This window comes from Micromonospora sp. CB01531 (assembly GCF_001905095.1).
Lineage (GTDB): Bacteria > Actinomycetota > Actinomycetes > Mycobacteriales > Micromonosporaceae > Micromonospora.
Genome location: NZ_LWLS01000118.1, coordinates 1 through 13,266 on the forward strand (window position 1 = coordinate 1; position 13,266 = coordinate 13,266).

Below are 13,266 nucleotides of genomic sequence, written 5' to 3' on the forward strand. Positions count from 1 at the left end.
ACCGGCCACCTATTTGCGAGACAGAACACTAGTCTCCTGAGCTTGGACGGGCCACAGCTCACACATCGGATTACTATCCAGCCTCATCGCTGTTACGCACCGTCACCACCGGATTTGAGCCAGAGCCGTTATTTGTACACACCCCATCGATGGCAGTGGCGGTGTTGGAGCCGCTGCTGCCCGAGGGCGCGCAGCGCGGCCGGCCACCGACCTTCGACGCCGAGGCAGACCGGCGGCACCATGCCGTGGCCAACTAAATCTGATCTCCTCCGTCGACAGGGACGAACGTTCCGGTGCGCTCCGACCAGCCGACTTCGCCGCCCTTGATGACGAGGTGTGACTCCAGCCTGGGGTCCTCATAGAAGCGCCGATATCCAGCGAAAAACTCACAGCCCGCCGGGCAGTTGCCTGCCGTGCAGGCACCGCAGGGCAGATCGGCATGCGCGACCAGCCAGAGCAGCAGCGCCTCGATGTCCCACTCGTCGTCGGGGTGCATCTCCTGACGTACCGCGAGTGCCCAACCCACCTGGCCGGCGCCATCGCGTCGGACCAGTTCAGAGAAGAGCGTGCCCGGAATGTGGTGACCGGCCCCTCGGCCATCGAGGATGGGGTGCGGCTCGTCATCGACCACGAGGTTGCCGTCCTCGTCCTCGTACATCGCTCTGGCAACCGGGGAGAGTGTCGACCAGATAGGTAGCTCGCGAGGTTGTGGCGCCAAGCCGAGATGCCAGCGAAGCTCGCTGACCTCGTCATCCGACAGATCGTCACGTAGGTCGATCGCCACCATCAACTCTCGGGTGTCAGCCATGGCGGCACACCATACCCGGCCCGGTTCCGCCACACCGACCGTGCGGTCCGGTGAGGATGACCCGCTGGGAATCGGCAAGGCAATCAGCGCCGCCACCCAGGTGAGCGTCGGTGCCGGGCTTTGGCTGCTCACGCTCGCTGGACTGGTGGGCGCCGCCACCGCGGCGCTGATCATGCTCAGCCGTTACCGCGCCGCTGCCAGATGATGTGAAAGTTGCAGGGTGGCGTCGCCAGCGGCACGCCTGGGTGACCTGCCCACTTCAACCCGGGGCGGGGAAAGGCAGCTCCGGGCCCGGGTTGTTGTGCGAGTGCGAAGGCCGGCGTGGAGCTGTACGCGTTGGTGCTCCTCGAAGCGTTCGCCGTAGTTGGTGTTCTCGTCTTCCCGGCCGACCAGCTCAGAGCCCACATGCGCCGCGCTCGGTATCTCACCCCCGGATCTAGTTGCCGCAGTTGCGGGACGTGAACATCTCGTCGGAGGACCGGATCGTCACCGTCACCTTCTTCGCGGCGGTGATGAAGCTTGTTGGCCCTGATGGTTCCGTTGGCGCCGGTCCGTTCCCAGTAGCAGTCCTCCACCCTGCCGCCGTTGAGGTGGCGTGATCGTCTGGTAGGTGCCGGGCTTGACCTCCGCGCCGACCTCGTAGCTGCCGTCGGTGAAGCCGGTCTTCGCCTTTTTCCAGTCGGCGAGGAACTGCGGGCAGTCCCGCAGGCGAGTCTCGTTGACGTCGTCCTTGTTCTCGATGAACGCGTCGAGCGCGCCGCCGCCCAGCTGCTTCGAGTAGTACGCGGCGTCGCAGGTGTCCCCGGTCAGGAAGTCGTTGTCGCAGCCGCCCTCGTAGCTTCCCAGAGAGGTGTCGCACAGGGTCCAGGCTTCGGCGGCGGTGTCGGGCTCAGGCTGACGAAAGGGGTGGGCGACGGCGTCGGGAACGGTGTGGGGCTGGCCGAGGTGGCGGCGACCGAAGGCGAGCTGGTGGCCCCGACCGCCTGGTGCTGCTGCCCGCCGCCGGAGCCCGCACCGGAAAGCGGGCCGGGCGGGGTCACCGGTCGGCCCACCCGCACCCGAGCCTGTGTCGATGCTCGGTTGGCGTGGGCTGGCCGGTTCGCTCACTACGAGGGGGCGGGGTGGTAGGAGGACGGCCACATGTCGAACGCCGCCGACTACGAGGAGATAGCCGACGCCCGCGCTGTTCAAGTTCGGCTCCCCGTCCTGGGTTGGGGCGCCGTAGACCTCGTCGCCGGTCACCCACCCGGTCGGCATGTCGTCGTCGAGCGTCGCAGTGACTATCTGTCGGTCCGGGGCCGGTTTCGCGGCGAAGGTGGCCTCGTCTGGGATGACGGCGTCCGCCCGGCGGTCGGGGAGGGCGCGCCGTGCCAGGGTCACGACCTCGTTTGCCCGGAGTGCTGCGCGACGGTTGGTGGCCGACCGTCTGCATCGGTGATTCGGGGCGGCGGGGTTGACGTGGCCAGGCGTGGCATGGATTCTCATTACTGGTATAGACCACCTGGCTTTACTGATTTTGGTTGGGGGGGAGTCGCGGATGCAGCGCGGAGTTCGGGTGTCGTTTGGCGGCGCGACTGTCGCGTTGGCTGCACGCCAACCTGGGCGGCGGCGTCTGCGTCCACCCGAACGAGTCCGGTTGCGCCGGCCCGGCTCGGCGGATGCGCCGGCCTGTCGTGCGAGCGCGACCCCGGATCCCGACGGCCGGCCGCATGCCTGCCGACCCGACCGGACTGGCGGACCTTGGGTCGGTCAGCCTTTGCGGCGGCCCGCTCAGTCTGTGCCACGCCGGGATGCATATCGATACCACGCACTGGCCCAAATTGAATGAGTGGAGGTCTGATGATGTTGTCGCGCTTGTTTCGTGGCTATCGCCGCGCCGGAATATTTGCCGGATTGGTCGGGCTCGCCATTGGCCTGGTGAGTCCTCCGCCGGCTCGGGGCGAGGCCCGGGCTCCTGATCGAGGGGGCGTGGCGCGCATTCTTCCGGCGCCGCAGCGGGTAGCGCCGCGCCCGGGATCCGTTGTCCTGCCCGACAATATCGATGTCGTCGCCGGCGCGGCCGTGGATCCGGCGGCGAGGGAATCTCTTCTGGACGTGCTCGGCACGCGCGGGGTAACTGCCAGGGTCGTCGAAAGCGCGGACGGGTCGGCATCACGTCCGGTGATCTTCCTGGGCGGCCCGGACGAGACGTCGGCAAGCACCGCCGCGCTGAGTGCCCTCGGGGTGGAGGGGCCAGCGGGGTTGCCCGGTCAGGGGTACGTGCTGGCGGCCGGACCCGATCGGCGCGGCCGGCCGCGGATCGTCCTCGCGGGTGTGGACGGCGCTGGCACCTTCTACGCCGTTCAGTCACTTCGTCAGCTGCTCGTGTCAAAAGGCTCCCGGGTGGCCGTCGGCGGCGTGCAGATTCGTGACTGGCCGGGCTACAAGGTCCGTGGCGGCATGGAATCCTTCTACGGACCGGTGTGGTCGCAGGAGGATCGGCGCTCGCAGATCGAGTTCCTGGCGCGGCACAAGATGAACCAGTTTTTCTACGGACCGGCGGACGACCTGCGTACCGGGTCGAACTGGGGCTCCTTGTACGGCGAGGCTGAGCTGGCCCTGATGAAGGAGATCGTCGACTTGGCGAAGGCACGTCACGTCGACTTTGTCTACCGGGTCTCGCCGGAGGCGCCGATGGCGCCCAGCAAGGGGATCTGCCACGTACGCGACGCCGATCGAGCCAAGCTGCTGGCCCGCTTCGAGCAGTTGTGGGAGATCGGGATCCGCAGCTACGTCATCGCCTGGGACGACGTGTCGGGCGACTTCGCGTGCCAGGAGGACCGGGACGCCTACCGTGGCGACCGGTCGCCGCTCGCGGCAGCCCAGGCCGGTGTCACCAACTTCGTGCAGAGCGAGTTCATCTCCAAGCGCGCCGGCGCCAGCCGCATGGTGACCGTGCCGACGGAGTACCAGGGCATGACGCAGACCCCGTACAAGGACCGCTTCGACGAGTTGCTGAGCACCGAGGTCGACCTTTACTGGACGGGTCCAGCAACGGTCTCACCGAGCATCACCGAGGATGACCTCCGGGCCGCGCAGGAGGTGTGGCCACGGCATCGGATCATGATCTGGGACAACTACCCGGTCAACGACTACGCCCGCAAGCAACTGCTGTTGGGCCCGCTGGTAAATCGCGACGCCGGTATGGCGGACGACGCCATCGGCATCTCCTTCAACGAGCTCGTCGCCGACCAGGAGGCATCCCAGATCCCACTCGGCACCCAGGCCGACTACGCCTGGAACCCCGGGGCCTACGACGCGGATCGCTCATGGACCCGCACCCTGCAGATCCTCGGCGGCAACGCGTACCAGGAGCTGCGGCTCTTCGCCGAGAACAACAAGGCCAGCCGCCTCGACAACACCGCACGGCCGGAGTTCGCCGCGCTCATCACCCGCCTCATCGCCGACTACCGGGCGGGCCGATCCGTGGACGCCCAGCTCGTCCAGCTCGACGGCGAGCTACGCCGCCTCGAGGAACTTCCCGCCGCGCTGCGGGCGAAGCTCGACAACCCTCTGCTCCTCAAGCAGATCGGGCCGTGGCTGGACCGGGTCGGAATGACCGGCCAGGCGGGTCGGGCGGCCGTGGGCATCCTTCGCGCTCAGGACCGGGGAGACGGCGAAGCCGCCTGGCTGGCCCGGCGGGAGCAGGCGCGTACCCGCGGCATCCTCGACAGGACGTGGCACCAGATCAGTCCCGGTCCGGTCGAGGATCTCCTCAGTTTCGCGGCAACCGAGAACGACGGCTACATCGGTGACCGCTGGTACGGCGACCTCGGAACCCCCACTGGCGCACCGGCTGCCGCTGGTGGGTCTGGGCTGGGCAACCTGACCGACCGGCGTGATGACACGGCCTACGTTGCCGCCGGAAAGCCAGCGGACGGTGACGCGATCACGGTCCCGATCACCAAACCGCACCGGCTCTCCGCGGTGACCGTAGTTCAGGATGCGACTGCTCCCGCCGACGGCATGATCCAGGCGCTGGTCGAGGGCACCTGGGTGGATCTTGGGCCGCTCGCGGAGGGATTCACCAAGGTGCCGGCCCAGGACCCGGCGGCCAGCGCGGTACGGATCCGGTGGACTCCGGGTTCCGTCGCGCCGCGCGTCTACGAGATCGTCCCGCACTACTCCGACGTGCTCAGCGGTAGCGCATCAATCGACCCGCCAGGCTCGCTCGTCAACCCGGGGGCAACCAAGCGGTTCCAGGTCGCCTTCGAGGTGTTCGCTCCGGCCAACCTGAGTGGACGCGTCACCGCCAGCGGCCCGGCTGACTGGACCTTCAACCCGGCGACGCAGAACCTTCGCGTCCGGCCGGATGGCCGGACCATCGTCACGAGTGTGCCGGTTGAGGTGACGGTCCCAGCGGACGCCGCCCGGGGGCGTCACGAGGTCACGGTGACCGTGCACATGGACAGCGTCACACCGATCAACCTGTCGCTCCCGATCCTGGTCGAGGAGGGCAGCTACCCGGAGTTCGTGGCGGGGGCGAACCCGGCTGGCTACTGGCGACTGGGCGAGGCGGCCGGTTCCGCGACAGCCGTCGACAGCTCTAACAGCGGACAGAACGGGACCTATCGGGACGGCGCACGACCGGGCGCCGACGGTGTGCTTGCCGACAACGGTGCGGCCGATGTCTCGGCCGGCTACATCGACGTGCCGCGGAGCGCGCGAACGAACGTGCACGTACCGTTCACGTTGGAAGCGTGGGTCAAGCTCGACCAGCTTGCCCCGGCCCCCGGACAGGCGATCATCGAGAGTTACGACAAACCGGCGGTCAACGGGTACGCGCTGCGGGTCAGTGCCGGGGTGCTGCAGGCATGGTCGCTAGGTGCGGCAGGCAAGGGATACGGCGTCGTGTCGGGTCGTACCAGGCTGACGACGAACAGGTGGCACCATGTCGCAGCTGTGTTCGACGGATCGCGGCTAACCGTGTACCTCGACGGCGTCGCGGACAGCAGCATCGCGACGGCGGTGGTCCCCGGTAGCGGTACGGCAAGCATCAAGCTTGGTGGCCGCGGGGACGACACATTCCAGCGGCTGAAGGGCGACCTCGACGAAGCGGCTGTCTACGATCGCGCGCTGAGCGCGGCCGAGCTACAGGAGCACTACTTCGCCGGGCTCGGGTGACCGGACCATCCGGATGCGCGTCAGCCGTTCTGGGAAGGGGGGCTGACGCGCATCCGGATGGCGTAGCGATCCCCGCGGTAGAGTGATCGCCCGAACTCCACGACCTTCCCCATGTTGTCGACGGAGATACGTTCTATCAGGAACGCCGGGCTGTCCTCGGTGACTTCGAGCCGCTTCGCCTCGGTGGCGGTCAGGCGGGCGATGGTGACGGTCTGGCGTGCCGATTCGAGCCGCACCCCGAAGACGCGGCCCAGCACCTCGTACAGCGAGTCGTCGCGCCCCATCACCGTCGGCAGGGTGGGGAACCGGGCCGCGGCGAGATTGGTCCGCTCCAGCGCCATCGGGATGCCGTCCGCGGTACGAATCCGCTCGATGTAGTGGGTCGGGTCGCCCGGGGCGATGCCGAGGCTGGCCGCGACGGCGCGGGTCGCCGGGCGGGTACGGGCGCGGTACGACTTGGCGCCCGGTGTCATGCCGCGCATCCGCATGTCCTCGCTGAACGAGCGGAAGATCTCCGAGTGGGTCAGCGTGGGGTGCTGCACGAAGGTCCCGCGCCCGGGCACCCGCCGGACCATTCCCTTCGACTCCAGCGCGTCGATGGAGCCCCGGACGGTCATCCGGGCGACGCCGAAACGTTCGGCGAGGACCCGCTCCGAGGGGAGCAGCGCACCGTCCCGCGAGTTCAGGACCATGGCGGTGAGCACGTCCCTGATGTGCTCGCCTTTGCCGCCGTTGTGTTCCGCCAGCAGAGACTCGAGCGCCTCGTCGCTCGGCTCGTGTCGCCTCCTTGGCACCGGACCCGCTCTCCTTCCCACGCAGTTGGAGTCATCGTACGGGCATTTCCCGTCCCGCCGTTGGCCTCGGCGCAACCCGTTGACCGCCGGTCTATACCAGTATTACGCTCGGCGCGTCCGCCAGGTCCGGAGGGTGGCGGCCACGACGATCGGAGACGAGATGCCCAGAAGATTCGGTGCGATAGGGGTGGTGGCGACACTCGCCGTCACCCTTGCCGCCTGCGCCCCGGGCGACAGCGGGGACGGTGGCGGCGACGCCGTCAACCTGAAGGTCTGGGGCTGGCGGCAGGAGGATGTCGCGGCGTACAAGAAGATCTTCCAGATCTACGAGAAGGCCCACCCGGGCGTGACCGTGGAGTACGTCCCCTACAAGAACACCGAATACGACACCATCCTCAAGACCGGGCTCACCGATGCCAACGGCCCCGACGTCGCGCAGCTGCGCTCCTACGGACTACTCCAGCCGCTGGTCGGCTCCGGCAGCCTGGTGCCCCTCGACGACCAGGTCGACAAGCTGAGCGGATTCCCGAAGCCGATCCTCGACGGCGCGAAGGGCGACAAGGACGGACACGTCTACGGGGTTCCGTTCGCGATCCAGACACTGCACGTCATCTACAACAAGAAGATCTTCGCCGACAACGGCATCGACGCCCCCACCACCTGGGCGGACATGATCGCGGGCTTCGACAAGCTCAGCAAGGCCGGCGTCACCCCGCTGGCGAACACCGTCACCGACAAGTGGATGCTGCCGATCGAGCAGGAGATCTTCGGAGCCACCACCTACGGCGGCCCCGACTACCTCACCAAGATGCTCAACGGCTCAGCGAAATTCACCGACGCCCCCTGGGTGAAATCGCTCGAAACCTGGAAGAGCACCCAGAAGTACTGGCCGGCGCAGGCGTCCGGGGTGAGCTACACCGACGCGCAGGCCCTCTTCACCTCCGGCCGGGCCGCCATGTTCCCCGGTGGCGTGTGGGAGCTCGCCGGATTCAAGAAGGCCAACCCCCAGCTCGACCTGGGCATCTTCAACGCGCCGCCGGCCCCCGGCGCCTCGGTCGACAAGACGCTGGTGCCCGGCTACGTCGACGGGTCGTTCGGCGTCTCGGCGAAGTCCCGCCACCGGGACGCGGCGCTGGACCTCGTGCGATGGATGGCGACGAAGGAGTTCGGCACGGCGCTGTCCAACGAGCTTCAGCAGATCTCCCCGGTACCGGGCGTCGAGCCGCAGGACGAACTCCTGGCGCAGGCACTCAAGGGATACCAGGCGAACCCCAGCCCGTACGTCACCTACGCCTACTTCTCCGGCGGCACACCCACCGCCTGGGACCTCGCCTCCGAGGCGTTCTCCGACTACGTCCTGGACCGAAGCAACGCCGCCGACGCGGCCGCACACATCCAACGAGGGGTCGATCAGTGGTTCCGGCCCAAGAACTGACGGTCCGTCCTGCCCGGCGGTCACGCCGCCGGGCAGGACGAATCTCGGCAGGGTGGATCACCTCGTTCTGCCTGCCGGCGTTCGCGCTCTACGGGCTGTTCCTCGTGGTACCGCTCGTCACCGCCTTCTACTACGGGCTGTTCCGCTGGGACGGCACCCAACAGGGGGAGTTCGTCGGGATCGGCAACTACCGGGAAATCCTCACCCGCTACCCGCTGAGCGACGAGATCCCCGCCGCGCTCGGGCACAACGTGCTCTTCTTCGTCGGCACCATGGCGATCCAGAACACCATCGGGCTCGGCCTGGCGCTGCTCCTGCACCGCAACCCCTGGGGCAAGCGGCTGTTCCAGACGCTCTTCTCGCTCCCGTACCTGATCAGCCCGCTGATCGTCGGGTACATCTGGTCGCTGTTGCTGAGCCCCACCTTCGGCCCGATCAACTTCGCGCTCCGAGCGGTCGGCCTGGACGCGTGGGCGCGGCCGTGGCTCGGCGAGCCGGACCTCGCACTGCCGGTACTGATCCTGGTCAACGCCTGGCAGTGGATCGGCGGACCGATGCTCATCTTCGGCGCCGCGCTGGCCGGCATTCCCCAGGAGTTGGAGGAGGCGGCCGCGATGGACGGCGCGTCACCGACCCGGACGTTCTGGAGCATCCGGTTCCCACTCCTGATACCGGCGGTCGGGGTGATCACCGTGCTGACGTTCATCGGATGCTTCAACATCTTCGACCTCGTCTACGCGCTGGGCGGATCCGACGGCGGGCCCGGCGGCGCCATGGACGTGCTGGGCCTGCTCTACTACCGGACCGCCTTCCGGGGCGGCAGCAACGCGATCGGAGAGTCGTCGGCGTTGGCCATGCTGATCTTCGTGCTCATCTTCGGCGTCTCCCTGGCCTTGGAGCGGACGCTGCGCCGCCGGGAGGTCCACTGAATGAGCACCACCCTTCGCACCGTCCCCCGCCCGGCAGGGAAGGTCAGGGCCGAGGCCGCGCGTCCGCGCGGCACCCGTCAGCGTTCGCTGCTGCACAGCGCCGGCAGCCAGCTCCTCCTGTGGGCGTACGCCGCGATCGCCTTCGGCCCGCTGCTGCTGGTGCTGATCGGCTCGCTCCGGCCCAACGCGGAGATCCTCCGGGCACCGGTCGGCCTGCCCAGCTCGTTCGACCTGAGCAACTACACCCGCGCGTGGCAGACCGCCTCGATCTCGACGTACTTCATCAACTCCCTGACCGTCACCTGCGCTTCGGTGGCATTGTGCGTCAGCGTGTCGGCGATGGCCGCCTACGCACTGGCCAGGTGGAAGTTCCCGGGGCGGGCCCTGCTGGCGGCGCTCTTCCTGTCCGGGTTGATGATTCCCGCGAAACTCGGCCTGCTGCCGGTGTTCTACATGTTCCAGTCGATGGGTCTGATCGACAGCCGGATCGGGTTGGTGCTGCTTTACGCGGCGAGCGGAATCCCGTTCTCGGTCTTCGTGATCATGGGGTTCATGCGAGGGCTGCCAGGGGAACTCGAGGAGGCCGCGCGGATAGACGGGGCGAACGAGGGCCGGCTGTTCGTGTCGGTCATCCTGCCCCTGATGCGGCCGGCGCTCGCGGTGGCCACGGTCTTCCAGTTCGCGCCGACCTGGAACGACTTCTTCTACCCATTGGTACTGCTGCGCAGCGGCGACAAGTACACCATCCCGGTCGGGCTGACCCGGTTCTTCGGCGAGTTCGCCGCCGACCGCGGCACCCTGTTCGCCGGGCTCGTGATCGCCCTGGTACCGCTGGCCGTGGTGTTCGCGCTCGCGACCAAGCAGATCGTCGCAGGGCTGACCGCAGGGATGTCGCGATGACAACGACGATCACCATCGACGGCGGCAAGTCGGAACTTCGGCTGCTGCTGCGTACCCCGGCGGGCCGCCAGATCGGCGTCGGCCCGGGCTTCTCCTACCGGCCGGACGAGGACGGCGTCGACCGGATACTGGCCGCCGTTCGTGGCGCCGCGGCGATGATCTCCCTCCCCGCGCAGGTGGCCGGCGTCGTCGCCGGCCTGACCGGAGTACCGGGGGAGCGCGCCGAGCACCGACGGCTGGCCCTCGCCCTCGAGCGGCAGTTCGGCGCCCCGGCCGTCGTCGTGGAAGACAGCGTCCTCGCGCACGCCGGCGCACTCGGCGGTCCCGGTGTGCTGCTGTGCGTCGGCACCGGGACGACCGTGCTCGCGGTGGACTCCGGCGGCGACCACGTACGACTCGACGGATGGGGTCCGCACCTCGGTGACCGCGGCAGCGCGTACGCCATCGGGCTGGCCGGGATGCGCGCCGCGACCGCGTCGCACGACCAGGTCGGGCCGACAACCGTGCTGGCCGACCGCCTCGCCACCGCGCTCGGCGGCCTCGACCTGGCGTCGCTCCAGCACTACTACCGGGACCCCGCCATGATCGCCCGCACCGCGGCCTTCGCCCGCGACGTGCTCGACGCGGCCGCGCAGGGCGACCCGGTCGCGGGCCAGATCTGCACCCGGGCCGCGGCCGATCTCGCCGATGCGGCGCAGGTGGCAGCCGTCCGGCTCGGTCTCAGCGGGACAGCCCGGCGGGTGTCCTTCAGCGGACGGCTGCTGGCCCTGGGGAACACTCTCCACCAGGCGCTGGCGGCTGAACTCGAGGCCAGGAAGCTGCCCCTGGTCACACCCAGAGCGGAGCCGCTCGACGGCGGTCCAGCGCTGCTGGGCGGTGTCGACCCCTACACACGCCTCCTGGCGAGCCATGGCACCGGTGGTGACGCATGAGGGTCGGACACGGGGTGGCGCGGCTCGAGGTCGTGCCCGGAGAACCCATGGGTGGCTACGCCGACCGCTCCGACGGCGTCCAGAACGTGCTCGACCCACTGGAGGTCCATGCCGTCACGTTCGCCGACGACGGCCACCGGTTCGCGCTGGTGGTCGCTGACCTGATCTGCGTCAATGTCGACGTCGTCGAGCGGATCCGGGCCGCCATGCGGGACATCGACGTGCAGTCCTGCTGGGTCGCCGCCACCCACACCCATGCGAGTCCCGAGGCGGGCTGCATCCCCGGCGGCGAGGCCACCCCACGGCACGTCGCCGACCGGCTCGAAGCCGCATCACTCGCGGCCGCGCGGTCCGCCCTAGCGTCCGAGCGCGCCGCCAGACTCGGCTGCGTCCGCACACTAGTGCCCAAGCTGGCCGGTCGTCGTAACGTCACCGACTCGGGCCCGCTGGACATTCCCGTGCACGCCATCACGGTCACCGCGGGTACCGACGTGGTGGGGCTAGTCGTGATCTCTCCGGTCCACCCCACCATCCTTCCCGCCGACAACAACCATGTGAGCGCGGACCTGAACGGCGGCATCCGCCGGGCGCTGTCCGCGCCAGGCAGGTGGGCGGTCGTCGCCACCGGCGCCGCCGGCGACATCAGTACCCGGCACACCCGTCAGGGGCGGGGGCTTGACGAGGTGGATCGGCTCGGCGCCTGGTTGGCCGACCGGGTCGAACCGGTGCCGCACATCGGTGGGGGCACACCGGCGCCGGTACGGCCGCCGATCTCGCGAACCATCACACTCGCCCCCAAACAGCCGGAGGAGCTCGACGCCGCCCTGCGGCAGGCGCCGCCGCCGGCGGGCAAGAACGAACGCATCCACTGGGTCCTGCAACAGGGGCGGCGGATCGCGGAAGAGCAGGCCGCCCGCCGGCGCACCGAACCGTACGTCATCGACGTGGAGGCGGTGGACCTCGACGGGGTCACGGTCGTGGCGGTTCCCGGCGAGCTGTTCCTGGAGTTGGGCGAAACGATCCGTTCGGCAGCGCCCGACCAAGTGGGGGACATCGTGGTCCTCGGCTATGCGAACGGCTACCTCGGCTACCTGCCCGCCCGCGACACGCAACCCTGCTACGAAACCTATGTCAGTCCGGTCACCTCGGGCAGCGGCGAGATCGTCGTCGAGGCTGCCGTCGAAGCCGCCACCGAAGCCGTCGGCGACCGTGAAAATTCCAGGAGGATCAGTGCCTGAACCTGCCTACGCCACCATCGCCCGGAACGCACTCGAACAGGTCCTGGCGGCAGAGCTCGACGCCATCGAGGCCGCGGCCGGGCTGGTCGCCGACGCCATCGCCGCCGGTGGCGTCCTCCAGGCGTTCGGGACCGGCCACTCGCGGATCGTCACCCTCGAACTCGCGGGGCGTGCCGGTGGGCTCGCCGCCGTCAGCATGCTGGCGGTCAAGGATCTCGTGATGTTCGGCGGCGCTGATCCGGGGCCGATCCTCGACCCGACGTACGAGCGCGAATCCGGACTCGCCGAGCGGATCTACCACCTCGCCGCGACCTCCAAGCACGACGCCTTCCTGATCGTCTCCAACTCCGGACTCAACGCCGCCGTCATCGAGATGGCGGCACTGGCCCGCGAGCGCGCGCATCCGATCGTGGCGATCACCTCACTCGCCCACACGCGCTCGGCCGGTGCGCGTTCCACCCAGGGACCGCATCTCGCTGACCTGGCCGATGTGGTGATCGACAACCACGCGCCGGCGGGAGACGCGGCACTGGAGATCACCCCAGGAGTTCGGACGGGGGCGGTTTCGTCGTTCACGGGAGTCCTCATCGCGCAGCTCCTCACCGAACTGGTCTGCCGCCGGCTGTTGGCCCGCGGCATCGACCCGCCCGTGCACGTGTCCGCGAATCTTGCGCAGGGCGACGCGCACAATCGCGGCCTCTATGAGCGCTACCGGGATCAGGTCCGGCCGATCGAACCCTGATCCGCCTCCGACGACGGCATCCAGGCGACGGGAGGGAAGAGGACAGCATCCCTTCGGGTAGCCCGGCCTGGTTCGCCATCGGCGTGAGGGCATTGTAGTTCGCACCGAACGACGATCATGGACTCGTGGTCGACGTCGCCCTCCGACATGAACCCCCATCCATCTGGCTGGGAGCGACTCCCGGTCGCTGCCGCGCTTGGCGGGACATCCTGGCCTATCCGGGCGCATGGGCTCCGTTGCCGGTGCCTGTCAGCGCGACGCCGAGCCGGCGAGCCGGCCACCGCAGGGCCGTGAGCTGCGGGTGGTGTACCAATTAACGTCATTC

The 13,266-nt window shown here is 68.8% G+C and carries 11 protein-coding genes; 8 read left to right on the plus strand and 3 right to left on the minus strand.

All coding sequences use genetic code 11. The annotated features are described in order from the left end of the window. Nucleotides 1-253: 253 nt before the first annotated feature. Nucleotides 254-808 (minus strand): hypothetical protein, encoded by a 555-nt coding sequence (locus A6A27_RS36470; RefSeq protein ID WP_073839228.1) that lies wholly within the window; start codon nt 806-808, stop codon nt 254-256. Between A6A27_RS36470 and A6A27_RS36475 the strand changes: the two genes are divergently transcribed. Further along, nucleotides 798-1,013 (plus strand): hypothetical protein, encoded by a 216-nt coding sequence (locus tag A6A27_RS36475; protein WP_206745068.1) that lies wholly within the window; start codon nt 798-800, stop codon nt 1,011-1,013. The genes A6A27_RS36470 and A6A27_RS36475 overlap by 11 nt on opposite strands. A gap of 287 nt (nt 1,014-1,300) precedes the next feature. On the opposite strand, the gene A6A27_RS36480 is transcribed toward A6A27_RS36475, so the two are convergent. After that, nucleotides 1,301-2,188, minus strand: coding sequence for a hypothetical protein (locus tag A6A27_RS36480; RefSeq protein ID WP_073839230.1), 888 nt, complete (start codon nt 2,186-2,188; stop codon nt 1,301-1,303). 462 nt (nt 2,189-2,650) lie between these two features. On the opposite strand from A6A27_RS36480, the gene A6A27_RS36485 reads away from it, so the two are divergent. Next, the gene (locus A6A27_RS36485) at nt 2,651-5,971 is read left to right on the plus strand and encodes a beta-N-acetylglucosaminidase domain-containing protein (protein WP_241825625.1); all 3,321 of its coding nucleotides are present in this window, start codon (nt 2,651-2,653) and stop codon (nt 5,969-5,971) included. A gap of 20 nt (nt 5,972-5,991) precedes the next feature. On the opposite strand, the gene A6A27_RS36490 is transcribed toward A6A27_RS36485, so the two are convergent. Next, nucleotides 5,992-6,765: a GntR family transcriptional regulator gene (locus A6A27_RS36490; RefSeq protein WP_158074125.1), complete on the minus strand. Its 774-nt coding sequence runs from the start codon at nt 6,763-6,765 to the stop codon at nt 5,992-5,994. Nucleotides 6,766-6,925: 160 nt separating this feature from the next. Here A6A27_RS36490 and A6A27_RS46550 point away from each other — a divergent pair, with 160 nt between their 5' ends. From A6A27_RS46550 to A6A27_RS36520, 6 genes are read left to right on the plus strand one after another with little or no spacing between them, the layout of a single operon-like run. Beyond that, complete coding sequence (locus A6A27_RS46550; protein ID WP_073839250.1) at nt 6,926-8,200, plus strand: ABC transporter substrate-binding protein; 1,275 nt, start codon at nt 6,926-6,928, stop codon at nt 8,198-8,200. Then, nucleotides 8,179-9,129, plus strand: a complete 951-nt coding sequence (locus tag A6A27_RS36500) for a carbohydrate ABC transporter permease (RefSeq protein ID WP_241825622.1) — start codon at nt 8,179-8,181, stop codon at nt 9,127-9,129. The genes A6A27_RS46550 and A6A27_RS36500 overlap by 22 nt, the downstream gene beginning before the upstream one ends. Then, nucleotides 9,130-10,029 carry a carbohydrate ABC transporter permease gene (locus A6A27_RS36505; RefSeq protein WP_073839232.1) on the plus strand — a complete coding sequence of 300 codons (900 nt, stop codon included), beginning with the start codon at nt 9,130-9,132 and terminating at the stop codon, nt 10,027-10,029. It begins immediately after the preceding gene. After that, nucleotides 10,026-10,961, plus strand: a complete 936-nt coding sequence (locus tag A6A27_RS36510) for an N-acetylglucosamine kinase (RefSeq protein ID WP_073839233.1) — start codon at nt 10,026-10,028, stop codon at nt 10,959-10,961. The genes A6A27_RS36505 and A6A27_RS36510 overlap by 4 nt, the downstream gene beginning before the upstream one ends. After that, the gene (locus A6A27_RS36515; RefSeq protein WP_143194361.1) at nt 10,958-12,199 is read left to right on the plus strand and encodes a hypothetical protein; all 1,242 of its coding nucleotides are present in this window, start codon (nt 10,958-10,960) and stop codon (nt 12,197-12,199) included. The genes A6A27_RS36510 and A6A27_RS36515 overlap by 4 nt, the downstream gene beginning before the upstream one ends. After that, nucleotides 12,192-12,941, plus strand: a complete 750-nt coding sequence (locus A6A27_RS36520) for a sugar isomerase domain-containing protein (RefSeq protein ID WP_073839235.1) — start codon at nt 12,192-12,194, stop codon at nt 12,939-12,941. The genes A6A27_RS36515 and A6A27_RS36520 overlap by 8 nt, the downstream gene beginning before the upstream one ends. Nucleotides 12,942-13,266: the final 325 nt, after the last annotated feature.